Consider the following 24,420-nt stretch of genomic DNA (forward strand, 5'->3'; position numbering starts at 1 on the left):
CTATTGGATAATAAAATCAGTGAAAAAGACATTTTTAATAAAGCCATCAATCAAAAACGAATTCAAATGGCTCTTAATTTCATCTTTAAGCTTGTTTTTGCCCTTATTAGTAACCACTTCTTCCACGCTTTTAGACGATAGAATTTCTATAATCGTGTCTTTGATCGCTGTGTCCTTAACCTTGACTTCATTTAACAGCTTTTCATTACTCAATTCTAACGAGATAGAAGCCTTAAGGTAGCGTCTGCCATTTTGAGAGACCAAATTCACCGCAAAAGGTGCATCAATCGCATACAAAGGCCCAAGCACTAGGTATTGTTGGATATTGGAGCCTTCTTTGGCTTCTTGATTTTTGTTCGCCATAGGATTAGCTTGAACTTCTTGGGTGTTTTTAGAAGCGTTTTCTTTAGATTCTTCCTTATTCCCCATAAGCAACATGATAATCACCCCCACTAATAAAAGCATCACTAGCACGCTTCCAATGATGACAAATAAAAGGGCTTTGCTTTTTTTTTGGGGTTGTTGCGCGGTATTTTCTTGTTCTTCTGCCATGCCTATTCCTATTGAAAATAAGTTAAAGTGGTTTTCCCGAATTTTTTCTGTTTGATTATAGCTAAAGTTACAAGACTTTTAGGCATTTCATGCAGGCTTTCATGCTCAAAAACCACTAAAAGATTTTTTGAATGAGAGCGTTTCAATAACCTTTCTAAAGCTTGAAAACATTTTTCATAAATCCCTAAAAACCCGCTTGTTTCAAAAGGCGGATCTAAATAAATAATATTCAAAACGCCATTTTTTAAACCCAGCACGGGCAAAAGTTTAAAAGCGTCATCTAAAAAGGTTTGGATTTCCATTTCCTTTTTTAAGCGGTTTTTAAAGAGGGAAATATTTTCTAAAAGTGTGGCATAAGCGCTTTTATTTTGCTCAAAAAACACCGCGCTTTTAGCCCCCCTACTCAAAGCCTCCAAACCCATAGAAGCGCTGCCTGAAAACACTTCTATAAAATGCGCCCCTTTAATTTCTGCTTGCAAAGTGTTAAAAAACGACTCTCTTACGATCGCTTTGGTGGGGCGCGTGCTAGAAATGTTAGGCAAATTCAAGCCCAATCCCTTACAATCCCCCCCAATAATCTTGAATTTTTTTACTGGCTGATGATTTGGCATAATTTGTGGGTGTATTCTTCTAGCAATTGTTGGATCTTTTGCTCTTTAGAAAATTGGATTTCTTCGCAAGGTTTTTCGCTCGTCTTTAAAGCGCGATAAAAATTTTTTACATCTTCTTTCACGCTCTGTTTGGTGAAAGGCTTTCTTAAGCATTTCTCTATAAAGCATAGGGGCTTATCAATCTCTAGCGTTTCATCATCGCTTAAAACAAAGTCGCAAACTTCTATAGGAGAGAGACAACCGCTCAAATAAAATTCCAAACTTTTTTGGCTCAACAAAGACTTGCAAGAAAGAAAAATTTTCAAAAAACCCCCTTTATCCCATCAATAGGTTTAAATTGTTTCAAAATTATAGCGATTCTTTCTTTTAAACACCAATATTAAATAAATAAATAAACTTAAAAAGTGTTTCATTTTATAAAAAAGAAAAACAGAATGTTAAAAATAAAGCTCAAATAACATCTTTTTTTTTTTTTTTTTGGTATAATGCCGCTTAAGGTAAGAGCGAAGGGCGTATTATATTCCTTCCTTCTTTACTATAACTTAGCATTTTAATCAACTTTTTCATTAAAATGTCCTGACGCTCTTACCTTAAATTGAGAAAGAAGTTAGCCCCTCTCAACTTTTCAAACAAACTAATTTTGAAAGCGTAATGTTTAATAGTAAATACTTAGTGTTTAATATTCTAAAAATCCAAGATACCAATCCCCCCCTTTAAAAAACACAAACTCTTTATTATTAAATATTATTTAAATTGTAAAAATGCTTTTAATTTATATTTTACTTTTTTTCACAAACTCTAACGCTTTGAAACGCTCCCCCAAACCCCCGGGGCTAATTAGGGGCTTGATTTTAGCCGCTTCTTTTAAATACCTTTCATAACTCACGCTCTTTGAAAACATTTCTAACAATCCCATAAGCCCCATATCCAGCAAAGCGTTAGCCTGCGATTTGAAGAATGAAAATTGTGCATGGTGTTTTTCAAACAAGAAGCGCACCAAAGAAAAATTGACATCATAAGTCAAATCGCTTTGCTGATACAAAGAAGCTAAATTATTTAAAATATCCTTAAAATCTAATACTTGATGGTTTTTAAAAGCCCTTAAATGCATGTCTTTTCGCTCTATTTCATCGCCATAATCAAAGCTCAAAAACACCCAAGAAGAAGCCTGATTTAATTTTTCTAACAAACCCTTAATAAAAGCCTCTAAAAACAACGGCGCACACCCTTGTTTTAAATTCAAATTTTTAAGAAGTTCTTTAGTGGGTTCATCAATACCGCCCCAAACGCCCTGATGATCATGGGTAATAAAAAGCATTTGATTGTCTTTAATGATCTCGCAAGCGAACGCGTCAAACAATTCATTAGAGACAACGAACGCACTTTCGCGCTCTTTAAAATCAAGCTCTTCTAAAGCGCAACTGATTAGATCCAATTGCGTGGCTTGTTTGAAAATAGTTCGTTGGAGTTTTTGCAATTCCTTTAAAGGCTCACAGCTGACAAACTCGCATTTTTCCATTACGCCCACGCTCAAAGCGTTTAAAAAACTGGCTATATCGCTCAAAAAATGCCCATGGTGAGAGCCAATTTCTACAATTTTTAAAGGCAAAAATAATTTTTCTTCCTCTAAAAGCTTGATGATATAAAACGCCATAGCGCCTCCAAAAAACTTGCTCAAAGACACCGAAGTGTAAAAATCCCCTTTTTGACCGATCAGCGCCTTTCTGTAATACCCTTTTTCTCCATAAAGCCACTCTTGCATGTAATTCCCAAACGAACGCACGATTTTCCTTTCATTCAAACTCATCTCAACCAACAATAATAGAAGCGCTATTCTAGTCAAAATCGCCTTATTTTTGCGCTATGATATTCAATAATAATGACTTTTTAGGCTAGTTTGAAGGGAGTTTGGAGTTTGGAAATTTTAAGGCGAGAATGCGGGGCGGTGGAAGAAAACGCTTATATTGTGAAGCTTTCTAGTGGGATAGATTTTATTATCGATCCCGGATTTTCTAGCAGCGAATGGGTGTTAGAAAACGCCAAAAACCCTAAAGCGATTTTAATCACGCATGGGCATTATGATCATGTATGGGATAGCGCTCAATTGTCAAAAACCCTTAAAGACACCCCCATTTACGCCCCAAAAGACGATGTGTTCATGCTAGAAAATGATATTTTTCATTTGGGCATGCCGGTTTTTAGCCCCACATTTAGCGTGCCTTGCAATAAGGGTTGCACCACTTTAGAGATAGCAAACACTACCATTAAATACTGGCATTTTCCCGGACACACGCCCGGTTGTTCTATCATAGAAATAGGAGGGGTGATTTTTAGCGGGGATTTTATTTTTTATCGCAGCATTGGCCGCTATGATTTCCCTTATTCTAATGAAAAAGACATGAAAGAGTCCTTGATAAGGTTTCAAAATTTAGATTTTTCTAAAGACATAGAAATTTATCCAGGGCATGGGGATAAAACAAGTTTTTTTGCCGAAAGAGAGCATTCTAAAATCTGGGTTTCAAGGATGGCTTAATTGTTAAGCCGGCTAGAAAAAGAGCGTTATTTGCGCCATATCATGCTAGAAGATGTGGGCGAAGAAGGCCAATTGAAGCTTTTAAAATCTAGCGTTTTAGTCATTGGAGCCGGTGGGCTTGGATCAGCGGTTTTGATGTATCTGTGCGCTGCTGGGGTAGGAAAAATAGGTATTGTGGATTTTGATGTGGTGGATATGAGTAATCTGCAACGCCAAATCATCCATTCACAGGATTTTTTAAACCATTCTAAAGCCTCTAGCGCGAAAGCTCGCTTAAAACAACTCAATGCTAGTATTGAAATAGAGGCTTTTGAAGAACGCTTTAAGGCCCATAACGCTCTTCCTCTCATAGAGCCTTACGATTTTATCATAGACGCCACGGACAATTTTAACGCTAAATTTTTGATCAATGACGCTTGCGTGTTAGCCCAAAAACCCTATTCGCATGCCGGGGTTTTAAAATACAGGGGGCAAAGCATGAGCGTTTTACCTAATAGTGCATGCTTAGCGTGTGTTTTTGATAAGCCTCCTAAAAAAGGATTAAATCCTCTTTCAGGGCTTTTTGGGGTTTTGCCCGGGGTTTTAGGGTGTATCCAAGCGAGCGAATGCCTTAAATATTTTTTAGGGTTTGAAACTTTACTTATAAATACTTTACTTATAGCCGATATTAAAACGATGGATTTTAAAAAAATTCAAGCACCTAAAAACCCTGAATGTAGGGTTTGTGGCACACATAAAATCACGCATTTACAAGATTATGAAATTTAGATTAAGGGGTAAGTTTTGGATTTATCAACCATACTAGGCTTGGTATTGGCGGTCGCTTCTATTTCGTTAGGCGATATTTTAGAAGATGGTAACCCGTTGCACATTATCCATTTGAGTTCAGTCATTATCATCGTGCCTACTTCGCTTTTTGCCGCCATGACAGGCACGCATGCGCGTTATGTGAAAGCCGCTTACAAAGAGATAAAAATCGTTTTTTTAAACCCTAAAATCAACTTAAACGAAACCATTAAAAATTTAGTGGAATTAGCCACTTTGGCTAGAAAAGATGGGGTGTTGAGTTTGGAGGGGCGGGTGGCGCAAATTGAAGACGATTTCACCCGTAATGGCTTGTCTATGATCATAGATGGCAAGGATTTAAAATCCGTTAAGGAAAGTTTAGAAATCAGCATTGAAGAAATGGAAGAGTATTACCACGGCGCCGCTCATTATTGGGAGACTGCCGGTGAGACCGCTCCTACTATGGGGTTAGTGGGGGCGGTTATGGGGCTTATGCTAGCCTTGCAAAAACTAGACAACCCGGCTGAAATGGCAGCAGGGATCGCTGGGGCTTTTACGGCTACTGTTACAGGGATTATGTGTTCTTATGCGATTTTTGGCCCTTTTGGGCATAAGCTCAAGGCTAAGTCTAAAGACATTATCAAAGAAAAAACCGTTCTTTTAGAGGGGATTTTAGGCATCGCTAATGGGGAAAATCCAAGGGATTTAGAAAACAAACTCTTAAACTACATCGCTCCCGGTGAGCCTAAAAAATCTCAATTTGAGGGCTAAAGATGGCTAAGAAAAACAAACCCACCGAATGCCCTGCCGGCGAAAAATGGGCGGTTCCTTATGCGGACTTTTTGTCGTTGTTGCTCGCGCTTTTTATCGCTCTTTATGCCATTTCAGCGGTCAATAAATCCAAAGTGGAAGCCTTAAAAACCGAATTTATTAAGATTTTTAATTACGCTCCCAAGCCAGAGGCGATGCAGCCGGTTGTAGTGATCCCCCCTGATTCAGGGAAAGAAGAAGAGCAAATGGCAAGCGAAAGCTCCAAACCGGCTTCGCAAAATACTGAAACAAAAGCCACTATCGCTCGTAAAGGCGAAGGCAGTGTTTTAGAGCAAATTGATCAAGGCTCTGTTTTAAAGCTCCCCTCTAGTTTGTTGTTTGAAAACGCCACTTCAGACGCTATCAATCAAGACATGATGCTCTATATTGAACGGATCGCTAAAATCATTCAAAAACTCCCTAAAAGGGTGCATATTAATGTGAGAGGTTTTACGGATAATACGCCTTTAGCTAAAACCCGTTTTAAAAGCCACTATGAATTAGCCGCCAATCGCGCTTATAGGGTGATGAAAGTCCTTATACAATACGGCGTGGATCCTAACCAATTGTCTTTTTCTTCTTACGGCTCTACAAACCCTATTGCGCCTAATGATTCCCTAGAAAACAGAATGAAAAACAACCGTGTGGAAATCTTTTTTTCAACCGATGCGAACGATTTGAGTAAAATCCATTCTATTTTAGATGAAGAATTTAATCCCCACAAACAGCAAGAATGAATCGCATGAATAAAAATTATCTTTTAATCTTTTTGTTGTTAGCGAGCCTTATTGCTAGAGAAAAGGACGCTTCTTCAAACCTTTTTGATTTGATTGATAAGGGGATCAACAGAGAACAAGAATTAAAAGAGCAGGAGCAAAAAACGCGCTTGAAACTGGCTCAAAGCCCTTTAGTAGCGTTAGAGATTGTCCCTCAAGAAACGCCCTATTTAGAATGGCAAGGGGCTAGGGAGTCGTATTATTTAAAGGTGAGCGCTGTAGTGGAGAGCGTGGTTATTTTAAAAATTGACATCAATCAAGGGCGTTCTTGCTCGCTCTACCCCACGCCTAAAAGCGTTTCTTTGGTTAGGAATCAAAGCGTAGCCTATGAAATTTTATGCGAAAACCAGCCGCTATGGATAGAAGTGAGCACCAATTTAGGCAAACGAACCTTTCAGTTTTAACTTACAACCAACATTAAAAAATGCCTTTAGCGTTTTAAAACCCCTTTATTCAAATAAGTTTGGTTATAATGCTAGGCATGGGCGTTTTTAAACAATTGATTAAAGAATTGTATGAATGGTTGCTCCATTCTGTGGATGTGGCTACGCAGCATTTAGTTGCTATGGTGTTAAAAATAAGTATGGTAAAATATTTGGTAAAAGAATTTCATGATCGCTTTATTTATTTTATAGATTTGATCGCGCAGCATTTTATCATCGTTGCGCTTTCTAGTCTTATCGTTCTGGTGTTTGGGGTTTTGATTGGGGTTTTTGTGTTTTATAACTCAAAGGCTAGGGCGTTTTTGCTCCCTGTGGTGAATTTCCTCTACACCATCCCATCGCTAGCGTTATTTGCGTTATTCATTCCTGTGATTGGGGTTGGGTTAAAAAACGCACTTTTAGTGTTGGTCTTATACGGCTTATTGCCCATTGTCCATAGCACTTATAACGCTTTAAAAGAAGTGCGAGAAGAAGTCATTAAGGCCGCTGTTGGGCTAGGGTGTAACCCCAAAGAGTTGTTTTTTAGGGTGCACTTCTTGCTCGCTATCCCCCAAATTTTAGCGGGCTTAAGGGTTGCGGTGGTGATGTTAGTAGCGATGGCTGGGATCGGGGCGCTCATTGGGGCTGGAGGCTTAGGGCAGGCGATTTTTAGAGGGCTAAACACGCAAAACACCACGCTTTTAGTGGCGGGCAGTTTCATCATTGCTCTTTTTAGCGTTTTAGCGGATCAATTTGTGAGCGTCTTTCAGCATGAAAACGCCTTGCAACGCTTATTTTCTCAAAACGCCACCCAAAAACAAAAAAGAAGAGTTTATACTAATTTAGCGGTGTTTCTTTTTTTATTGCTAGCGAGCGTGTTATGGCTCATTCCTAGAAACGCCATAGAAGAAAAGCCCTTAGTCGTGGCGACAAAACCTAGCAGCGAGCAGTATATTTTGGGCGAAATTTTAAGCCTTTTGTTAGAAAAACACCATATCCCTATCAAGCGAGCGTTTGGCATTGGTGGGGGGACGATGAATATCCATCCGGCATTAATTAGGGGCGATTTTGATTTGTATGTGGAATATACCGGCACCGCTTGGGTGAACACGCTCAAAAACCCTTTGACTCAAAAAGTGGATTTTGAAACGATTAAAAAGCGTTATGAGAAGGAATTTAATCTTTTGTGGGTGGGGCTTTTGGGCTTTAACAACACCTATTCTTTAGCGATTTCTAAAGAAGACGCTCAAAAATACGCTATTGAAACTTTCAGCGATTTAGCCTTTCATAGCCAAAATTTTGATTTTGGAGCGGAGTTTGACTTTTTTGAAAGAGAGGACGCTTTTAAGGGTTTAGTGAAAGCTTATCGCTTTCATTTTAGAAGTTTGCATGAAATGGATATTAATTTGCGTTATAAAAGTTTTGAATCCCATAAGATCAACGCTTTAGATGTCTTCACCACAGACGCTCAAATCAAAGAATTGGATTTAAAGGTGCTTAAGGATAATAAAGGGTTTTTCCCTAATTATCAAGCCGGTATTGTTATAAGAAAAGAAATAGTAAAAAAGTATCCTAAAGCACTAGAAATCTTAGAAAAATTGGATTCAAAAATTAACGATGAGATGATGCAGGATTTAAACTATCAGGTGGAAGTGTTGAAAAAAAGCCCTAAAATCGTAGCTAAAGATTTTTTAGAAAGCTTAGGGTTATAGCATGAAAGAAATCGTTACAATAGAGAATGTGTCTTTTAACTACCACAATCGCACTATTTTTAAGGATTTTAATTTAAGCATTGAAAAAGGGGATTTTTTATGCGTTTTAGGGGAGAGCGGGAGCGGTAAAAGCACGCTTTTAGGTTTGATTTTAGGGCTTTTAAAACCCAGTTTGGGGAGCGTTAAAATCTTTAATGAGACCCTTTCAAATAACGCTTTTTTACGCCAAAAAATAGGCTATATCGCTCAAGGCAATTCCTTATTCCCTCATTTAAACGCTCTGCAAAACATGACCTTTTGCCTTAATTTACAAGGCATAAACAAACAAGCCGCTCAAAAAGAAGCCAAAGCCTTAGCGTTAAAAATGGGGTTAGATGAGAGCCTTATGGATAAATTCCCTAATGAATTGAGTGGGGGGCAAGCCCAAAGAGTGGGCATTATTAGGGGGATTATCCACAGGCCAGAACTCATTTTATTAGATGAGCCTTTTAGCGCTTTAGATAGTTTAAATCGTAAGAATTTACAGGATCTCATCAAAGAAATCCACCAAAATTCTCGCGCTACTTTCATTATGGTAACGCATGATGAAAGCGAGGCGCAAAAGTTAGCCACAAAAACCCTAGAAATCAAAGCCCTTAAATAAGAGCAGTGATTTTAAGGCTCGTTTAAAAATTCTGGTGTGGTGTTGTTGGTGGGCGTTTGCATAGAAGAATTAGAGCTGTTTGAAGTTTTTTTGGTGGGTTTTTCATTGAATGGGGGGGCTTTATAGCCGCAAGCTTGAATCGTTATTGCCACAAGCGTTAAAAAGCATGTTAAGATCAGTTTATGGAACAAAATATTTTCTCCTTACTCATTCAAAAAAAGTCTTATAAAAAGCTTGAAACTCTTTTGAAACTCAAAAAGCTTAAGGTTTTTATGCCTTTAAGTTTACAAGAAAATTTGCTTTTTATCTTCATAAAAGACTCTAAATTGCTTTTTGCGTTTAAAGATCTTTGGGCTTCTAAGGAATTTAACCAGCGATTCGCTAAAGAAATCAGCCATTTTTTAAACGTACAAGGGCATGCTTATGGGTTTGATGGGTTGAATGGGTTAGAAATTTTAGGTTATGTGCCTAAAGATTCCTTAGAAAAAGCCAATTTTTATGCCCCCATTAAAAAACAAGCCCGTTTTTTTCGCCCTAGCGCTTTAGGGTTGTTCCATAACCCCATTAAAGACGCTCGTTTGCATGAATGTTTTGAAAAAGCGCGCGCTTTGATTTACTACCAACGAAGTTTTTTTGAGAAGTGAATGGCTGATTTATTGTCCAGTTTAAAAAACCTTTCTAATAGCAGTGGGGTGTATCAATATTTTGATAAAAACCGCCAATTACTCTATATTGGTAAGGCGAAAAACTTAAAAAAGCGCATCAAAAGCTATTTTTCCATCCGCAATAATGAAATCACGCCCAATCCTCGCGCAAGCTTACGCATTCAAATGATGGTCAAACAAATCGCTTTTTTAGAAACCATTTTAGTGGAAAACGAGCAAGACGCTTTGATTTTGGAAAATTCTTTAATCAAGCAGCTCAAGCCTAAATATAATATTCTTTTAAGAGATGATAAAACTTACCCTTATATTTACATGGATTTTTCCACTGATTTCCCTATCCCTTTAATCACACGAAAAATTTTAAAACAGCCTGGCGTTAAATATTTTGGCCCTTTCACGAGTGGGGCTAAGGACATTTTAGACAGCTTGTATGAATTGCTCCCTTTAGTTCAAAAGAAAAATTGCATCAAGGATAAAAAAGCATGCATGTTTTATCAAATAGAGCGTTGTAAAGCCCCATGCGAGGATAAAATCACCAAAGAAGAGTATTTAAAAATCGCTAAAGAATGTTTAGAAATGATTGAAAATAAAGACAGGCTCATCAAAGAGCTTGAATTGAAAATGGAGCGTCTTTCTAGTAACTTGCGTTTTGAAGAAGCTCTCATTTACAGGGATAGGATTGCAAAAATCCAAAAAATCGCCCCCTTCACTTGCATGGATTTAGCCAAACTCTATGATTTGGATATTTTTGCTTTTTATGGCGCAAGCAATAAGGCGGTGTTAGTGAAAATGTTTATGCGCGGGGGTAAAATCATTTCTTCAGCGTTTGAAAAAATCCACTCTCTCAATGGGTTTGACGCTGATGAGGCGATGAAACAAGCCATTATCAACCATTACCAATCGCATTTGCCTTTGATGCCTGAACAGATCTTATTGAGCACTTGCTCTAATGAGGTGCTTAAAGAATTGCAAGAATTTATCTCTCATCAATATTCTAAAAAAATCGCTCTTAGCATTCCTAAAAAGGGCGATAAGCTCGCTTTAATAGAAATCGCTATGAAAAACGCTCAAGAGATTTTTAGCCAAGAAAAAATCTCTGATGAAGATCTGATTTTAGAAGAAGCGCGATCGCTTTTCAATTTAGAGTGCGTGCCTTATAGGGTGGAAATCTTTGACACAAGCCACCATGCCAACAACCAATGCGTGGGGGGAATGGTCGTGTATGAAAACAATGCATTTCAAAAAAACTCTTATCGGCGCTACCATTTAAAAGGCTTGAACGAATACGATCAAATGAGCGAATTGCTCACCAGAAGGGCTTTAGATTTTGCTAAAGAGCCACCGCCTAATTTGTGGGTAATAGATGGAGGGAGGGTGCAATTAAACATCGCTTTAGAAATTTTAAAAAGTAGCGGGAGTTTTGTAGAAGTGATCGCTATTTCTAAAGAAAAAAGGGATTCTAAGGCTTATCGTTCTAAAGGGGGTGCTAAAGACATTATCCATACGCCCAGCAATACTTTTAAATTGCTCCCTAGCGACAAACGCTTGCAATGGGTGCAAAAATTGCGCGATGAAAGCCACCGGTATGCGATAAACTTCCACAGATCCACTAAACTTAAAAACATGAAACAAATCGCTCTTTTAAAAGAAAGGGGCATAGGAGAAGCCAGCGTGAAAAAATTATTGGATTATTTTGGGAGTTTTGAAGCGATAGAAAAAGCGAGCGAACAGGAAAAAAACGCCGTTTTAAAAAAACGAAATTAAAGGAAAAAGCATGAAAAAAAGATTGAATATAGGGCTTGTGGGTTTAGGGTGTGTGGGGAGCGCGGTCGCTAAAATCTTGCAAGAAAATCAAGAAATCATCAAAGACAGGGCCGGCGTGGAAATTAAAATTAAAAAAGCGGTGGTGCGAGACATTCAAAAGCACAAAGGCTATCCTTTTGAAATCAGTGATGATTTAGAAAGCTTGATAGAAGATAAAGAGATTGATATTGTTGTGGAGCTTATGGGTGGGGTTGAAGCGCCTTATCTTCTAGCTAAAAAAACTTTAGCCAAACAAAAAGCCTTCGTTACAGCCAATAAAGCCATGTTAGCGTACCACCGCTATGAATTAGAGCAAACCGCTAAAAACACCCCCATAGGCTTTGAAGCGAGCGTGTGTGGGGGTATCCCCATTATCAAGGCTTTAAAAGACGGCTTGAGCGCTAATCATATCCTTTCTTTTAAAGGGATTTTAAACGGCACGAGCAATTACATTTTAAGCCAGATGTTTAAAAATCAAGCGAGCTTTAAGGACGCTTTGAAAGACGCGCAACATTTAGGCTATGCGGAATTGAACCCTGAATTTGACATTAAAGGCATTGATGCGGCGCACAAATTGTTGATTTTAGCGTCCTTAGCGTATGGCATTGACGCGAAATTAGAAGAAATCTTGATTGAAGGCATTGAAAAGATAGAGCCAGACGACATGGAGTTTGCTAAAGAGTTTGGTTATAGCATCAAACTTTTAGGCATCGCTAAAAAACACCAGGATTGCATTGAATTAAGGGTGCATCCAAGCATGATTAAAAACGAATGCATGCTCTCTAAAGTGGATGGGGTGATGAACGCTATCAGCGTTATAGGGGATAAGGTGGGCGAGACTTTGTATTATGGGGCTGGGGCTGGGGGAGAGCCTACCGCAAGCGCGGTCATTAGCGATATTATAGAAATCGCAAGGAAAAAAAGCTCTCTAATGCTGGGCTTTGAAACCCCTCAAAAACTCCCCCTAAAACCCAAAGAAGAAATCCAATGCGCTTATTATGCGCGCTTGTTAGTGAGCGATGAAAAAGGGGTTTTTTCTCAAATCAGCGCGATTTTAGCACAAAATGATATTTCACTCAACAATGTTTTGCAAAAAGAAATCTTGCATTCCAACAAGGCTAAAATCTTATTTTCCACGCACACCACCAACGAAAAATCTATGCTGAACGCTCTTAAAGAGCTTGAAAATTTACAAAGCGTGTTGGATACCCCTAAGATGATTCGTTTGGAAAATTGAATGCGATTTTTAAACAACAAACATAGAGAAAAGGGCTTAAAGGCTGAAGAAGAAGCTTGCGGATTTTTAAAAACGCTGGGTTTTGAAATGGTGGAGAGGAACTTTTTTTCACAATTTGGCGAAATTGATATTATCGCTTTGAAAAAAGGGGTTTTGCATTTCATTGAAGTCAAAAGCGGGGAAAATTTTGATCCCATTTATGCGATCACGCCGAGCAAATTAAAAAAGATGATTAAAACGATCCGCTGTTATTTGTCTCAAAAAGATCCCAATAGCGATTTTTGCATTGACGCCCTTATTGTGAAAAATGGTAAATTTGAGCTTTTAGAAAATATCACTTTTTAGATTTTTATCAAAAATCAATGCGTTTTCATTAACATTCTTAAGCTAATATAATTCTCGTTAATCAAAATCATATATTTAGGAGTAACCAATGAGTCACTATATTGAATTAACTGAAGAAAATTTTGAAAGCACCATTAAAAAAGGGGTTGCGTTAGTGGATTTTTGGGCGCCATGGTGTGGTCCTTGTAAGATGCTATCCCCTGTGATTGATGAATTAGCTAGCGAATATCAAGGTAAGGCTAAGATTTGTAAAGTCAATACCGATGAGCAAGAAGAATTGAGCGCGAAATTTGGTATCAGGAGCATTCCTACGCTTTTATTCACAAAAGATGGCGAAGTTGTCCATCAGCTAGTGGGCGTGCAAACTAAAGTTGCTTTAAAAGAGCAATTGAACAAACTTCTAGGCTAGTAGCCATGATAGATTGTGCGATTATTGGAGGTGGTCCTGCGGGTTTGAGTGCGGGGCTTTATGCGACTAGAGGCGGTGTTAAAAACGCCGTTTTATTTGAGAAAGGAATGCCTGGAGGGCAAATCACTGGCAGTAGTGAGATTGAAAACTATCCGGGCGTTAAGGAAGTGGTGAGCGGGTTGGATTTCATGCAGCCATGGCAAGAGCAGTGCTTTCGTTTTGGCTTAAAGCATGAGATGACCGCTATTCAAAGGGTTTCTAAAAAAGGCTCTCATTTTGTTATTTTGGCAGAAGATGGCAAGACCTTTGAAGCTAAGAGCGTGATTATCGCTACCGGTGGTAGTCCTAAACGCACAGGCATCAAGGGTGAGTCAGAATATTGGGGTAAAGGCGTGAGCACTTGCGCGACATGCGATGGCTTCTTTTACAAAAATAAAGAAGTAGCGGTGCTTGGTGGGGGCGATACCGCCGTAGAAGAGGCGATTTATCTAGCCAACATCTGCAAAAAAGTCTATCTCATCCACAGAAGAGATGGTTTTAGGTGCGCGCCTATCACTTTAGAGCATGCCAAAAAGAACGATAAGATTGAGTTTTTAACCCCTTATGTGGTAGAAGAAATCAAGGGCGACGCTTCTGGCGTGTCTTCTTTAAGCATTAAAAACACAGCCACTAACGAAAAAAGAGAATTAGTCGTGCCGGGGTTTTTTATTTTTGTGGGTTATGATGTGAATAACGCTGTGTTGAAACAAGAAGATAACTCCATGCTGTGCAAATGCGATGAATATGGATCTATAGTCGTGGATTTTTCCATGAAGACGAATGTTCAAGGCTTGTTTGCGGCAGGAGATATTCGCATTTTTGCCCCTAAGCAAGTAGTTTGTGCGGCAAGCGATGGCGCTACGGCAGCCTTAAGCGTGATTTCTTATTTAGAACACCATTAAAATTATAGCTTATAACCCTAGATTTTAGGGTTATGAGTTCTCGCTTCAAACATTCATTGGATTCTCAAAACTTGTAAGGTATTTTAGGTTTCTTGTTATTTTAATCTTATTTTAGCCACAATATCATTTCGTTCTCTTACTTTGTTTTTAATTAAATATTGATCATAAAATTTAAAAACGCTCAAAACATTTTTTACAATCAATATAATAAAAGAACTTGTTTAATCAAGCAGTAATCTCTTAAAAAAGCGCTCTTTAGGGGGTTGTGGGGATTTAGTTAGGGGTTGTAGGGGGGAGAACTATTTTAATACCCCCTATTCTCTTAAAAGTTTTATTGTAAAACAGAGCCTAAAAACGATATACTCTGTTAAAAATTATGGGAGTCTAAGCTTTGCGTGTTTTTATCATTTCTTTAAATCAAAAAGTGTGCGATAAATTTGGTTTAGTTTTTAGAGACACCACGACTTTACTCAATAGCATCAATGCCACCCACCACCAAGCGCAAATTTTTGATGCGATTTATTCTAAAACTTTTGAAGGCGGGTTGCACCCCTTAGTGAAAAAGCATTTACACCCTTATTTCATCACGCAAAACATCAAAGACATGGGGATTACAACCAATCCCATCAGTGAGGTTTCTAAGTTTTATTACGCTTTAAAATACCATGCGAAGTTTATGAGCTTGGGAGAGCTTGGGTGCTATGCGAGCCATTATTCCTTGTGGGAAAAATGCATAGAACTCAATGAAGCGATCTGTATTTTAGAAGACGATATAACCTTAAAAGAGGATTTTAAAGAGGGCTTGGATTTTTTAGAAAAACACATCCAAGAGTTAGGCTATATCCGCTTGATGCATTTATTGTATGATGCCAGCGTGAAAAGTGAGCCATTGATTCATAAAAACCACGAGATACAAGAGCGTGTGGGGATCATTAAAGCTTATAGTCATGGGGTGGGGACTCAAGGCTATGTGATCACGCCCAAGATTGCCAAAGTTTTTTTGAAACACAGCCGAAAATGGGTTGTTCCTGTGGATACGATAATGGACGCTACTTTTATCCATGGCGTGAAAAATCTGGTGTTACAACCTTTTGTGATCGCTGATGATGAGCAAATCTCTACGATAGCGCGAAAAGAAGAACCTTATAGCCCTAAAATCGCTTTAATGAGAGAACTCCATTTCAAATATTTGAAATATTGGCAGTTTGTATAATCAATAATAAAAATACTAAAGAGCGTTTTAAAGTTGTCCCTGTTTGATTAGAACAAAACTAGTTTTTAACCGCTTTTAAGAATGGATTAAAATTTTAAGTGGATTTTAAAAGGGTTTTAACCCCTTTTAGCTTCTATAAGCAATCTAAATAAGACGCATTAAAAGAATGAAGCGCATTAGAAAATTATTTTCTAATTTTCTAATGCTTTAAGATTAAGACTTTTTAGGATTGGCTTCGGTTACCCTAATCGTTCTGCCCATAAAATCCGTATTATCCAATTTAGCGATCGCTTTACTAACGCCCTCTTCTTGCATTTCCACAAAGCCAAAACCTTTAGGTTTCTTCGTTTCTCTGTCATAAATCAGCTTGACATTAAAAACTTTGCCAAATTGACTGAAAAGCTCCTTGACTTGCTCACTAGTAGCACTATAAACCAAATTCCCTACATAAATGTTTTTCAAGATAAAATTCTCCGGTAAAAAAATGACAACATACCCATAAGAATATGAAAAAGTTATAAAAAAGTAACACTTCTAAAACCCAAACACATCCAAAACAGAAGTATGGTGGATTTTATCTAATGATTGCTTAAAAAATTATAAAAGCTATTAAAATTGGGTATTGATAATAAAATAGAACTTACACAAGCAAGCGGTAATTTTAAAAAGCGTTATCAAAGGATAAGGGGAATATGGTTTCAAAATCACCCCCTATCCTTTTAAAAGCTTTACCATAAAACAAAATTTTAAAAACAATATTAAAGCCAAACAAGAATGTTTTGCTTAATGCCCTTCATCGGTTAAAACAGCCCCTGCCAAATACACATAAGTGAGAATCATAAAAACAAAAGCTTGCAAAATCCCCATGAAAAACAAAACCATAAAGGGCGCTACAGGAACAGCCCAAGGCACCAATAAAAGCATGATGAGCAAGAACATGTCATCGCCCTTAATATTCCCAAACAAACGAAACGATAAAGACACGATCCTAGAAAAATGCGAGATGATCTCAATAGGGAACATGAAAGGGGCGAGCCATTTCACAGGGCCTGCAAAATGAGCGAAATACTTAAAAAAGCCCTGCACTCTAATGCCCTCAAAATGGTAATAAAAAAACACAATCAGCGCTAAAACCAGCGTAAAACTCCAACTAGCCGTAGGGGATTCAAAACCAGGAATGATGCCTATCATGTTAGAAAAAAAGACATACAAAGCGATCGTGCCTGCTAGGGGGAAGTATTTGCGGGCTAATTCTTCGCCTATAATATCCTTAGCCACGCTCAAAATCGCGCTAATGATGCTCTCATACACATTCTGCAAACCCATAGGTACCATCTGCATTTTGCGCGACGCGCCAAGCGAAATGAAAAACATCAAAACCGCTGTCAAAACGACAAAAAACCCGGTGATAAAATCATGATTGGAGCTAAAAAAATTAGCAATAGTAAATACTCTGTGTTCCATGAAAAAGTTTCTCTAAGCCTTATTGAAAATTTCCTTAATTGTAGCAATTAAGTTTTAAAAACTCATTAAACCAAGCTTTTTAACGAGTTTTTTAACGATTTGTCTTGTTTTCTTTTAAAATTCACCCATAATAATTAGGGGCTTCTTTAGTAATATCCACGCCATGCACATGGCTTTCTTTTAACCCCGCGCTAGTGATTTCTACAAATTCAGCGTTTTGATACAATTCCAAAATATTTTTCGCCCCCTGATACCCCATAGAAGAGCGCACGCCCCCTACTAATTGGAAAATCATATCCGAAACCTTACCACGATAAGGCACACGCCCCTCAATGCCTTCTGGGACTAGCTTTTCACTCGCCACGCCCTCTTGAAAATACCTATCAGAACTCCCTTTTGTCATAGCCCCAATGCTACCCATGCCCCTATAGCTTTTATATTGCCTCCCTTGATAGATCATAAAATCCCCTGGAGATTCTTCTGTGCCAGCGAGTAAAGAGCCTATCATCACGCTTGATGCCCCCAAAGCTAAAGCCTTAGCCACATCGCCTGAATAGCGGATCCCTCCATCTGCAATCACAGGAATATCAAATTTAGACGCTACTTCTACGCAATTATCAATCGCGCTCACTTGGGGCATTCCCACTCCAGCCACAATCCTAGTGGTGCAAATGCTTCCTGGCCCAATACCCACTTTAACAGCGTCCGCTCCCGCGCTAATCAAATCGCTTGTGGCCTCTTTAGTCACCACATTCCCCACAATCACATCCACTACCAAGCTTTTTTTAATCTCTTCTAAAGTGTGTAAGATATTGGCTGAATGCCCATGCGCGCTGTCTAACACCAACGCATCCACCCCCGCTTTAACTAACATTTCAGCCCTATCCAACTGCCCCACTCCAATAGCCGCCCCCACTCTCAACCTCCCAAAATCATCTTTATTGGCCTCAGGGTATTCAATGCGTTTTTGAATATCCTTGATCGTGATCAAGCCTTTTAAAACATTATCTTTATCCACAATAGGCAATTTTTCAATCTTATGCTTGTGCATCAAATCGCTCGCTTCATCCAAACTAATGCCCACATGAGCGGTAACTAAAGGCATTTTAGTCATCACATCGCCCACTTTTTTACTCAAATCGGTTTCAAAACGCACGTCTCTGTTGGTTAAAATCCCAATCAACAACCCCTTATCATCTACCACAGGCACGCCTGAAATCTTGTAATTATCCGTTATGACTTTAGCGTCCGCTAGCGTCCTGTGCGCATGGATAAAAATAGGATCATTAATCACCCCGCTCTCACTCTTTTTAACCTTAGTGATTTCTTTAACTTGCGTTTGAATATCCATGTTTTTATGCACGATGCCAATACCCCCAAGGCGCGCCATAGCGATAGCGGTTTTATGCTCTGTAACCGTATCCATAGCCGCGCTAATAAAGGGGATATTCAACCTAATGTTTTTGGTTAGGCGAGACTTTAAGCTCACGTCTTTAGGTAAAACGCTGGATTTTCTAGGCACCATCAACACGTCTTCAAAAGTCAAAGCCCTTTGTAAAATTCTCATTTTCTATCCTTAATCTAATTTTAAATCTAATTCTTGCTCTAAAGCGTAAGAAACATCTAAAAGGCTTTGCTCATCAAAAGCCTTAGCAATGAATTGCATCCCTATGGGCAAGCCTAAAGGATCTTTAGCGACCGGCAAGGAAAGCGCCGGCAAACCGCTCAAATTCGCCCCAATCGTGTAAATATCGCTCAAATACATTTCTAAAGGGCTTGCATGGTAGTTGAATAAGTGGGCGCTCGTGGGAGCTACAGGAGTGAAAATCAAATCCACTTCTTCAAAAATCTTGTTGTATTGCTCTTTAATTATCAAACGCATTTGTTGGGCTTTCAAATAATAAGCGTCATAATACCCACTGCTTAAGACAAAATTCCCTAACATGATGCGCCGTTTCACCTCATCGCCAAAACCTTCACTGCGGCTTTTGAGATACAATTCTTTCAAATCTTTAATATTTTGAGCCCTCCTCCCATAACGCACCCCATCAAATCTGGCCAGATTCGAACTCGCTTCAGCCATGCTGATAATATAATAGATAGAGATTTGATAATGCGAATCCAACATCTTTTTTTCCACAATCTCATGCCCCATTTCTTTCAAGGCTTTAAGGGTGTTTTCATAAGCGAGTTGCACTTCATTGCTCGCGTCTTTAATGTGATCCCTTAAGATAGCGATTTTAAAGCGTCTGTCTCTGTTAAGGTTTTTAAAAGTTTGCGTGGGCTTGAGATTCGCGCTCGTGGAGTCCTTACTATCATGCCCGCTAATAGCGTCAAATAAAATAGAAGCGTCCTCTACATTTTGCGTGATAGGACCGATTTGATCAAAACTAGAGCAATACGCAATCAAACCATAACGGCTCACCCTCCCATAAGTGGGCTTTAACCCCACGCACCCGCAATAGCTCGCCGGCTGCCTGATAGACCCCCCTGTATCACTCCCTAAAGCCGCTACCGCTAAGCCACCCGCTACGGCTGCTGCACTCCCTCCGCTACTCCCTCCAGGCACTCTGTTTTTGTCTCGTGGGTTTTTAGTGGTGCCATAGCAACTAGACTCCGTGGTGCTTCCCATCGCAAACTCGTCCATGTTAGAAAGCCCAAACCCTGCCATGCTGTTTTGGTGCAAGTTTTCCATCACGCTCGCATGATAAGGGGCAATATAGCCTTCTAAAATCTTACTGGAACAAGTGATTTCCCACCCCTTAACGCTGATATTGTCTTTAATAAGGATTGGCACCCCTTTAGCGCTAGCGCCATTAAGGCTAGGGGCTTTAATATAAGCGTTCAAATCTGAAGCTCTAACCTTAGCGTCAATTTCGTTTTTAAGGGTTTCTAATTCATCTTGGGATAAAGAAAGGGCTTGTTTTAAAGTGATCATGTGTTTAGCCTTACAAAAAATTTAGTGGTAGTTTAACATGCTTAGAGACAAAACGAGCTTATAAGAGCGTTTTTAAAAAGCGTTCAACTCGCTTATTCAAATCTTTTAAACTGGAGCTGTTGTCTATAATGTAATCGCTCATGGCGCGTTTTTGCTCTATATCCATTTGGCAAGCTAAGCGTTGCAAAATTTCAGTTTCTTTGAGTTGGTCTCGCTCTAAAAGGCGCTCAATTTGTAAAGCCCTAGGCGCATAGATTAACACCACCTTACTCACAGGGTAGCGTTTTTTACCCCCTACTTCAAAAAACAAAGGGATGTCTAAAAAATACGCTTGATGATTCTTTTCTAATTCACAGGCTTTTTTAAGCATGCACTCACGGATTAAGGGGTGTAAAAAATCCTCTAGCCATTTTAATTTATTAGGGTCTTTAAACACGATCGCGCCAAGTTTTTTCCTGTTTAAAATATCTTTTTCTAAAATATCTGATCCAAAATGTTGGGCGATTTTTAACCGATGCTCTTGCAATAATTGGTGGGCGATCTTATCCGCATCTAAAATTTCATAGCCTTGCGATTCTAGTATTTTAATGGTGGTGCTTTTACCGGTGCCTATCCCCCCTGTGAGAGCGATAGCGTTTTTTAAGATCATTTTAAGATTTGATATTGTCTTTAAAGACTTCTTGTAAATTTTTAGGCAAAGCGAATGCGGCCCTATGAATGTCTTCGTTATAGTATCTCACGCTTGTTAGCGCTTCTATTTTTGGCGTCATTAAATCTTTTAAGGGGTGGGTTTTAAAAGAAGCGTAAATATAACCCTTATTGCTCAAAATCCTTAAAGGCGCTACAAAAGGCATGGCAACAGCAAAAAAGTCGCCCAAGTTTTTAAGGGCGTTTTGCATGCTCACATGCTCTAATAACGGGTGTTTGGCCACCGAAATAAACACGCCATCTTCTTTAAGCATTCTTTTTAAACCATCTATTTTATGAATATCCGGCTCTTGCAAGCAAAGAATCAAATCGTATTTTTTAATGTCTAAATCTAAGAGTTGTTTAGCGTGCGTGAAATTCTTATTATTTTTCACTTCATGGAAATGGGGGAAAAAACTAATGAAGCTGTCCAAAATCTTTTCATCCGCTTGCACAAAATCTATATGCGTGTCGTATTTAAAAAGCTGGTGGGCTAATTCCAAATCAAACCCATCCACAATCAAAACCTCTTTAAGCTCTTTTTTGGTGCAACCACCCATATGAGCGAGCAACTCGCTTTCAATGTGCAAAAAATTTTTAAACAGCAATTGGCGGTTGAGCATCGCAATTTCACCAAAATCCTTAGATTTAAAAATCTCTAAGATATTATGCTCGCTTCTAACATCTAATAATTTCGCTTCTATGGTGTATTCTTTACGCAAATACGGCGTGATTTCTTGGGTGATCCACATAAACATTCCTTACTTTTTAATAATATCCATGCCTTTGAAACGCTAACATGCTACCCAAAAAAATCTAAATTGTCGTAATAAACGCCCTAACTTTGGCATTCTAAAAAAAGTTCCGTATCGCTCTTAAAACGCTCTTTTTTAAAATCCAAATCAATACTGATGGCTTTATGCTGGCTGTCTAATTTATCGGTTGAATGCTTTTTTAACACCATTTGACACTTTGAAATCTCAATGGCGTCTAAAGCCTTATCCCCTATCGTATAAAAATCATCGCTCTTTTTTTCTAACAAAAAGGATTCATAAAAAGGCCTTAAACTCAAATCGCTGTCATTGGTGGTATAAACATACGAAGAAATTTTGCCCTTAAATTGCGCGATTTGCGTTTTAGTGTCATTAAAAGTGAAAGTTTGGATCTGGCGATCTTTATCGTTTTGATCTTTTAAAAAACGCTTCAAGGCTTTGGATTTGATTTCTATCAACCATTGATCCCCTTCTTTACTCATAATAATATCCCCATTCTTTAGGGGGTAGAAATCTTGTTGGGAGTATTCAATGAGCTTTGGATTTTTGGCTTTTCTTTTTTTGTAAAGGAACGGGTTTTTTATATCATTATTGGCATTATTAGTGTTGTTGTGAGACTCATTTGGGTATAAGGGTGGGTTTTTTTCATTATTATCGCTTGGCTCATTCAATAAAATCAAAGGAGTTTCTTTAGGGTCATTGTCTTCGTCGTTGGTTAGTTGGAAAAAAGCGTTTCTTTCCTCTATAGGCTGATACACCATGTTTTGTAAAAAAATCGTTTCGCTAAAGACTTCATGATCCGAATCCACATAGCTAGGGCGTTGAGAGCCGTCATTTTCTTGCTCTTGGGCTTTTTTTTGCAACTTAATAAACCTCTCTTGCGAGCAAGCTAAAAAGCATATTAAAATCATTATTGCCACGCTTATTTTTTTGACTAAAAACAATACTAGACCCTTATTTAAGCTTTAAATAACTATAATATTGTAATCTAATTTTGATTAAATTGAAGCGATAAAAAAGATGAATACAAGCCCTAAAACTTTAAAAACCATTGCGATTTTAGGCCAGCCTAATGTGGGGAAAAGCTCGTTATTTAACCGCCTGGCTAGAGAAAGGATCGCTATCACTTCAGATTTTGCAGGCACTACACGAGACATTAACAAACGAAAAATCGCCTTGAATGGTCATGAAGTGGAATTGCTAGACACAGGGGGCATGGCTAAAGACGCTCTTTTGTCTAAAGAAATCAAAGCCCTTAATTTAAAAGCCGCTCAAATGAGCGATTTGATTTTATATGTTGTGGATGGCAAGTCTATCCCTAGCGATGAAGACATCAAGCTTTTTAGAGAGGTTTTTAAGATCAACCCTAACTGCTTTTTAGTGATCAATAAGATTGATAACGACAAAGAAAAAGAGCGAGCTTATGCGTTTTCTTCTTTTGGCATTCCCAAGAGTTTTAACATCTCCGTTTCGCACAATAGGGGCATTAGTGCATTAATTGATGCTATATTGAACGCATTGAATTTAAACCAAATCATAGAGCAAGATTTTGATGCGGATATTTTAGAAAGCTTAGAAACCCCTAATAACGCTTTAGAAGAAACTAAAGAAGAAGAAATCATTCAAGTAGGCATCATTGGGAGGGTGAATGTGGGCAAAAGTTCGCTTTTAAACGCGCTCACAAAAAAAGAAAGGAGTCTTGTCTCTAGCGTGGCTGGCACGACCATTGACCCCATAGATGAAACCATTCTAATAGGCGATCAAAAAATCTGCTTTGTGGATACCGCTGGCATCAGGCATAGGGGTAAAATTTTAGGCATTGAAAAATACACACTAGAACGCACGCAAAAAGCCTTAGAAAAATCCCACATCGCGCTTTTAGTTTTAGACGTGAGCGCTCCTTTTGTGGAATTGGACGAAAAAATTAGCTCTTTAGCGGATAAACACTCTTTAGGTATCATTCTTATTTTAAACAAATGGGACATCCGCTACGCCCCTTATGAAGAGATCATGGCAACCTTAAAAAGGAAATTCCGTTTTTTAGAATACGCCCCCGTGATCACAACCAGCTGCTTAAAAGCGCACCATATAGATGAAATCAAGCATAAAATCATAGAAGTCTATGAGTGTTTTTCCAAACGCATTCCCACAAGCTCACTCAATAGCGTGATTTTTCAAGCCACCCAAAAACACCCCTTGCCAAGCGATGGAGGGAAATTGGTGAAAGTGTATTACGCCACGCAATTTGCCACCAAACCCCCTCAAATCTCTCTTATCATGAATCGCCCTAAAGCCTTGCATTTCAGTTACAAACGCTATTTGATTAACACTTTAAGGAAAGAATTTAATTTTTTAGGCACGCCTTTAATCCTTAACGCTAGAGATAAAAAGAGCGTCCAACAAAATTAAATTTTTTATGCATTAAACCCCCTTAAAAAAGCGTTTTTGCTTGATTTATCTTTAGGATTTGATTATAATTACCGCTCAATCAGTCAGGCTAAGCATTAAAATCGCTTGGTTTTGGCATCTATTAGAAAAGGGGTTATCCACATGAACAAAGCGGAATTTATTGATTTGGTTAAAGAAGCGGGTAAATACAACAGCAAAAGAGAAGCCGAAGAAGCGATCAACGCCTTTACTTTGGCGGTAGAAACAGCTTTAAGCAAGGGTGAGAGCGTGGAGTTGATTGGTTTTGGCAAATTTGAAACCGCAGAGCAAAAAGGCAAAGAGGGTAAAGTTCCAGGAAGCGATAAAACTTATAAAACCGAAGACAAACGAGTGCCTAAATTCAAACCCGGCAAAATCCTTAAACAAAAAGTTGGAGAAGGCAAGTAAATTTGATCCACTCAGCAAGGGGCTTATCAATAGAGTTTCTTGCTTTCTTATAAAATGTCCTTGTAGCTCAGCTGGATAGAGCGTATGATTCCTAATCGTAAGGTCGTGGGTTCGAATCCCGCCAAGGACACCACTCGCATTATTTTTACTACTATAGGGATTTAAAATAGTTGTTGTTTTAAAAAAGGTTAGTGATTATAAAGAGATTAAAGAAATTAAAAACTCTTTTTGAATCTTAAAAAAAATTGATCTTACTTCTAGTCTT

28 protein-coding genes and 1 tRNA gene are annotated in these 24,420 nt (G+C 38.5%); 17 read left to right on the forward strand and 12 right to left on the reverse strand.

What is annotated here, in order from left to right:
- The 4 genes from fliL to EAL44_RS04210 form a co-directional block, all read right to left on the reverse strand.
- Complete coding sequence (gene fliL, locus EAL44_RS04195; protein WP_000797032.1) at positions 1-552, reverse strand: flagellar basal body-associated protein FliL; 552 nt, start codon at positions 550-552, stop codon at positions 1-3.
- Positions 553-560: 8 nt separating this feature from the next.
- Positions 561-1,163 carry a 16S rRNA (guanine(966)-N(2))-methyltransferase RsmD gene (rsmD, locus tag EAL44_RS04200; RefSeq protein WP_121075055.1) on the reverse strand — a complete coding sequence of 201 codons (603 nt, stop codon included), beginning with the start codon at positions 1,161-1,163 and terminating at the stop codon, positions 561-563.
- Positions 1,142-1,468 (reverse strand): dihydroneopterin aldolase, encoded by a 327-nt coding sequence (locus EAL44_RS04205; RefSeq protein WP_121075058.1) that lies wholly within the window; start codon positions 1,466-1,468, stop codon positions 1,142-1,144. The genes rsmD and EAL44_RS04205 overlap by 22 nt, the downstream gene beginning before the upstream one ends.
- Positions 1,469-1,935: 467 nt before the next feature.
- Positions 1,936-2,970: a class I SAM-dependent methyltransferase gene (locus tag EAL44_RS04210; RefSeq protein WP_162970355.1), complete on the reverse strand. Its 1,035-nt coding sequence runs from the start codon at positions 2,968-2,970 to the stop codon at positions 1,936-1,938.
- Between the two features lie 108 nt (positions 2,971-3,078).
- Here EAL44_RS04210 and EAL44_RS04215 point away from each other — a divergent pair, with 108 nt between their 5' ends.
- From EAL44_RS04215 to egtV, 7 genes are all read left to right on the forward strand, one after another.
- Positions 3,079-3,696, forward strand: a complete 618-nt coding sequence (locus EAL44_RS04215) for an MBL fold metallo-hydrolase (RefSeq protein WP_121075061.1) — start codon at positions 3,079-3,081, stop codon at positions 3,694-3,696.
- Entirely contained in the window at positions 3,697-4,464 is a 768-nt protein-coding gene (locus EAL44_RS04220; RefSeq protein ID WP_121075064.1) for a HesA/MoeB/ThiF family protein, read from the forward strand. It abuts the gene before it with no gap.
- A 15-nt stretch (positions 4,465-4,479) separates the two neighbouring features.
- A complete protein-coding gene (gene motA, locus EAL44_RS04225; RefSeq protein ID WP_000366185.1) occupies positions 4,480-5,253 on the forward strand; it encodes a flagellar motor stator protein MotA in 774 nt (257 codons plus the stop codon).
- A 2-nt stretch (positions 5,254-5,255) separates the two neighbouring features.
- Positions 5,256-6,029, forward strand: a complete 774-nt coding sequence (gene motB / locus EAL44_RS04230; protein WP_001085349.1) for a flagellar motor protein MotB — start codon at positions 5,256-5,258, stop codon at positions 6,027-6,029.
- A complete protein-coding gene (locus EAL44_RS04235) occupies positions 6,026-6,472 on the forward strand; it encodes a hypothetical protein (RefSeq protein WP_001081239.1) in 447 nt (148 codons plus the stop codon). The genes motB and EAL44_RS04235 overlap by 4 nt, the downstream gene beginning before the upstream one ends.
- A gap of 68 nt (positions 6,473-6,540) precedes the next feature.
- Positions 6,541-8,202, forward strand: coding sequence for an ergothioneine transport permease/ergothioneine binding protein EgtU (egtU, locus tag EAL44_RS04240; RefSeq protein ID WP_121075067.1), 1,662 nt, complete (start codon positions 6,541-6,543; stop codon positions 8,200-8,202).
- A gap of 1 nt (position 8,203) precedes the next feature.
- Positions 8,204-8,845, forward strand: coding sequence for an ergothioneine transport ATP-binding protein EgtV (egtV, locus tag EAL44_RS04245; protein ID WP_121075070.1), 642 nt, complete (start codon positions 8,204-8,206; stop codon positions 8,843-8,845).
- 11 nt (positions 8,846-8,856) lie between these two features.
- Here the strand turns inward: egtV and EAL44_RS04250 are convergent, their stop codons facing one another.
- Positions 8,857-9,036 (reverse strand): hypothetical protein, encoded by a 180-nt coding sequence (locus EAL44_RS04250; protein ID WP_077657862.1) that lies wholly within the window; start codon positions 9,034-9,036, stop codon positions 8,857-8,859.
- Here EAL44_RS04250 and EAL44_RS04255 point away from each other — a divergent pair.
- The 7 genes from EAL44_RS04255 (at position 9,028) to EAL44_RS04285 (ending at position 15,458) form a co-directional block, all read left to right on the forward strand.
- Entirely contained in the window at positions 9,028-9,489 is a 462-nt protein-coding gene (locus EAL44_RS04255; protein WP_121075073.1) for a hypothetical protein, read from the forward strand. The two genes, EAL44_RS04250 and EAL44_RS04255, sit on opposite strands and share 9 nt — an antisense overlap.
- Positions 9,490-11,274, forward strand: a complete 1,785-nt coding sequence (gene uvrC / locus EAL44_RS04260) for an excinuclease ABC subunit UvrC (protein WP_121075076.1) — start codon at positions 9,490-9,492, stop codon at positions 11,272-11,274.
- Positions 11,275-11,284: 10 nt separating this feature from the next.
- Positions 11,285-12,550, forward strand: coding sequence for a homoserine dehydrogenase (locus EAL44_RS04265; protein ID WP_121075079.1), 1,266 nt, complete (start codon positions 11,285-11,287; stop codon positions 12,548-12,550).
- On the forward strand, positions 12,551-12,895 hold the full coding sequence (locus EAL44_RS04270; RefSeq protein ID WP_001211718.1) for a YraN family protein: 345 nt from the start codon (positions 12,551-12,553) through the stop codon (positions 12,893-12,895).
- Between the two features lie 88 nt (positions 12,896-12,983).
- Positions 12,984-13,304: a thioredoxin gene (gene trxA, locus EAL44_RS04275; RefSeq protein ID WP_000020206.1), complete on the forward strand. Its 321-nt coding sequence runs from the start codon at positions 12,984-12,986 to the stop codon at positions 13,302-13,304.
- 5 nt (positions 13,305-13,309) lie between these two features.
- On the forward strand, positions 13,310-14,245 hold the full coding sequence (gene trxB / locus EAL44_RS04280) for a thioredoxin-disulfide reductase (protein ID WP_121075082.1): 936 nt from the start codon (positions 13,310-13,312) through the stop codon (positions 14,243-14,245).
- A gap of 391 nt (positions 14,246-14,636) precedes the next feature.
- Positions 14,637-15,458 (forward strand): glycosyltransferase family 25 protein, encoded by an 822-nt coding sequence (locus tag EAL44_RS04285; RefSeq protein WP_121075085.1) that lies wholly within the window; start codon positions 14,637-14,639, stop codon positions 15,456-15,458.
- Between the two features lie 213 nt (positions 15,459-15,671).
- Here EAL44_RS04285 and EAL44_RS04290 read toward each other — a convergent pair whose 3' ends face one another.
- The 7 genes from EAL44_RS04290 to EAL44_RS04320 all read right to left on the reverse strand — a co-directional run bounded on the left by EAL44_RS04290 (position 15,672) and on the right by EAL44_RS04320 (position 22,264).
- On the reverse strand, positions 15,672-15,920 hold the full coding sequence (locus EAL44_RS04290; protein WP_121075088.1) for an RNA-binding protein: 249 nt from the start codon (positions 15,918-15,920) through the stop codon (positions 15,672-15,674).
- 321 nt (positions 15,921-16,241) lie between these two features.
- Positions 16,242-16,922, reverse strand: a complete 681-nt coding sequence (locus tag EAL44_RS04295; RefSeq protein ID WP_000401209.1) for a F0F1 ATP synthase subunit A — start codon at positions 16,920-16,922, stop codon at positions 16,242-16,244.
- 121 nt (positions 16,923-17,043) lie between these two features.
- On the reverse strand, positions 17,044-18,489 hold the full coding sequence (gene guaB / locus EAL44_RS04300) for an IMP dehydrogenase (protein ID WP_053575352.1): 1,446 nt from the start codon (positions 18,487-18,489) through the stop codon (positions 17,044-17,046).
- Positions 18,490-18,498: 9 nt separating this feature from the next.
- A complete protein-coding gene (gene gatA / locus EAL44_RS04305; RefSeq protein WP_121075090.1) occupies positions 18,499-19,860 on the reverse strand; it encodes an Asp-tRNA(Asn)/Glu-tRNA(Gln) amidotransferase subunit GatA in 1,362 nt (453 codons plus the stop codon).
- Positions 19,861-19,918: 58 nt separating this feature from the next.
- On the reverse strand, positions 19,919-20,509 hold the full coding sequence (gene coaE, locus EAL44_RS04310; protein ID WP_121075093.1) for a dephospho-CoA kinase: 591 nt from the start codon (positions 20,507-20,509) through the stop codon (positions 19,919-19,921).
- A gap of 1 nt (position 20,510) precedes the next feature.
- Complete coding sequence (locus EAL44_RS04315; protein WP_120828698.1) at positions 20,511-21,299, reverse strand: spermidine synthase; 789 nt, start codon at positions 21,297-21,299, stop codon at positions 20,511-20,513.
- An 86-nt stretch (positions 21,300-21,385) separates the two neighbouring features.
- The gene (locus tag EAL44_RS04320) at positions 21,386-22,264 is read right to left on the reverse strand and encodes a hypothetical protein (RefSeq protein WP_121075096.1); all 879 of its coding nucleotides are present in this window, start codon (positions 22,262-22,264) and stop codon (positions 21,386-21,388) included.
- Between the two features lie 76 nt (positions 22,265-22,340).
- Between EAL44_RS04320 and der the strand changes: the two genes are divergently transcribed.
- The 3 genes from der to EAL44_RS04335 all read left to right on the forward strand — a co-directional run bounded on the left by der (position 22,341) and on the right by EAL44_RS04335 (position 24,288).
- Positions 22,341-23,729, forward strand: a complete 1,389-nt coding sequence (gene der / locus EAL44_RS04325; RefSeq protein ID WP_121075099.1) for a ribosome biogenesis GTPase Der — start codon at positions 22,341-22,343, stop codon at positions 23,727-23,729.
- 141 nt (positions 23,730-23,870) lie between these two features.
- Positions 23,871-24,155, forward strand: coding sequence for an HU family DNA-binding protein (locus EAL44_RS04330; protein ID WP_045004700.1), 285 nt, complete (start codon positions 23,871-23,873; stop codon positions 24,153-24,155).
- A 56-nt stretch (positions 24,156-24,211) separates the two neighbouring features.
- A tRNA-Arg gene (locus tag EAL44_RS04335) sits at positions 24,212-24,288 on the forward strand.
- Positions 24,289-24,420 lie beyond the last annotated feature (132 nt).

The sequence above is a fragment of the Helicobacter pylori genome (genome assembly GCF_003637685.1).
GTDB lineage: Bacteria > Campylobacterota > Campylobacteria > Campylobacterales > Helicobacteraceae > Helicobacter > Helicobacter pylori_CJ.

Coding starts and splice junctions, on each gene's coding strand:
- fliL (WP_000797032.1), bottom strand. CDS start 552: ATGGCAGAAGAACAAGAAAATACCGCGCAACAACCCCAAAAAAAAAGC.
- rsmD (WP_121075055.1), bottom strand. CDS start 1,163: ATGCCAAATCATCAGCCAGTAAAAAAATTCAAGATTATTGGGGGGGAT.
- EAL44_RS04210 (WP_162970355.1), bottom strand. CDS start 2,970: ATGAGTTTGAATGAAAGGAAAATCGTGCGTTCGTTTGGGAATTACATG.
- motB (WP_001085349.1), top strand. CDS start 5,256: ATGGCTAAGAAAAACAAACCCACCGAATGCCCTGCCGGCGAAAAATGG.
- EAL44_RS04235 (WP_001081239.1), top strand. CDS start 6,026: ATGAATCGCATGAATAAAAATTATCTTTTAATCTTTTTGTTGTTAGCG.
- egtU (WP_121075067.1), top strand. CDS start 6,541: ATGCTAGGCATGGGCGTTTTTAAACAATTGATTAAAGAATTGTATGAA.
- egtV (WP_121075070.1), top strand. CDS start 8,204: ATGAAAGAAATCGTTACAATAGAGAATGTGTCTTTTAACTACCACAAT.
- EAL44_RS04255 (WP_121075073.1), top strand. CDS start 9,028: ATGGAACAAAATATTTTCTCCTTACTCATTCAAAAAAAGTCTTATAAA.
- uvrC (WP_121075076.1), top strand. CDS start 9,490: ATGGCTGATTTATTGTCCAGTTTAAAAAACCTTTCTAATAGCAGTGGG.
- EAL44_RS04265 (WP_121075079.1), top strand. CDS start 11,285: ATGAAAAAAAGATTGAATATAGGGCTTGTGGGTTTAGGGTGTGTGGGG.
- EAL44_RS04270 (WP_001211718.1), top strand. CDS start 12,551: ATGCGATTTTTAAACAACAAACATAGAGAAAAGGGCTTAAAGGCTGAA.
- trxA (WP_000020206.1), top strand. CDS start 12,984: ATGAGTCACTATATTGAATTAACTGAAGAAAATTTTGAAAGCACCATT.
- trxB (WP_121075082.1), top strand. CDS start 13,310: ATGATAGATTGTGCGATTATTGGAGGTGGTCCTGCGGGTTTGAGTGCG.
- EAL44_RS04295 (WP_000401209.1), bottom strand. CDS start 16,922: ATGGAACACAGAGTATTTACTATTGCTAATTTTTTTAGCTCCAATCAT.
- guaB (WP_053575352.1), bottom strand. CDS start 18,489: ATGAGAATTTTACAAAGGGCTTTGACTTTTGAAGACGTGTTGATGGTG.
- gatA (WP_121075090.1), bottom strand. CDS start 19,860: ATGATCACTTTAAAACAAGCCCTTTCTTTATCCCAAGATGAATTAGAA.
- coaE (WP_121075093.1), bottom strand. CDS start 20,509: ATGATCTTAAAAAACGCTATCGCTCTCACAGGGGGGATAGGCACCGGT.
- EAL44_RS04315 (WP_120828698.1), bottom strand. CDS start 21,299: ATGTGGATCACCCAAGAAATCACGCCGTATTTGCGTAAAGAATACACC.
- der (WP_121075099.1), top strand. CDS start 22,341: ATGAATACAAGCCCTAAAACTTTAAAAACCATTGCGATTTTAGGCCAG.
- EAL44_RS04330 (WP_045004700.1), top strand. CDS start 23,871: ATGAACAAAGCGGAATTTATTGATTTGGTTAAAGAAGCGGGTAAATAC.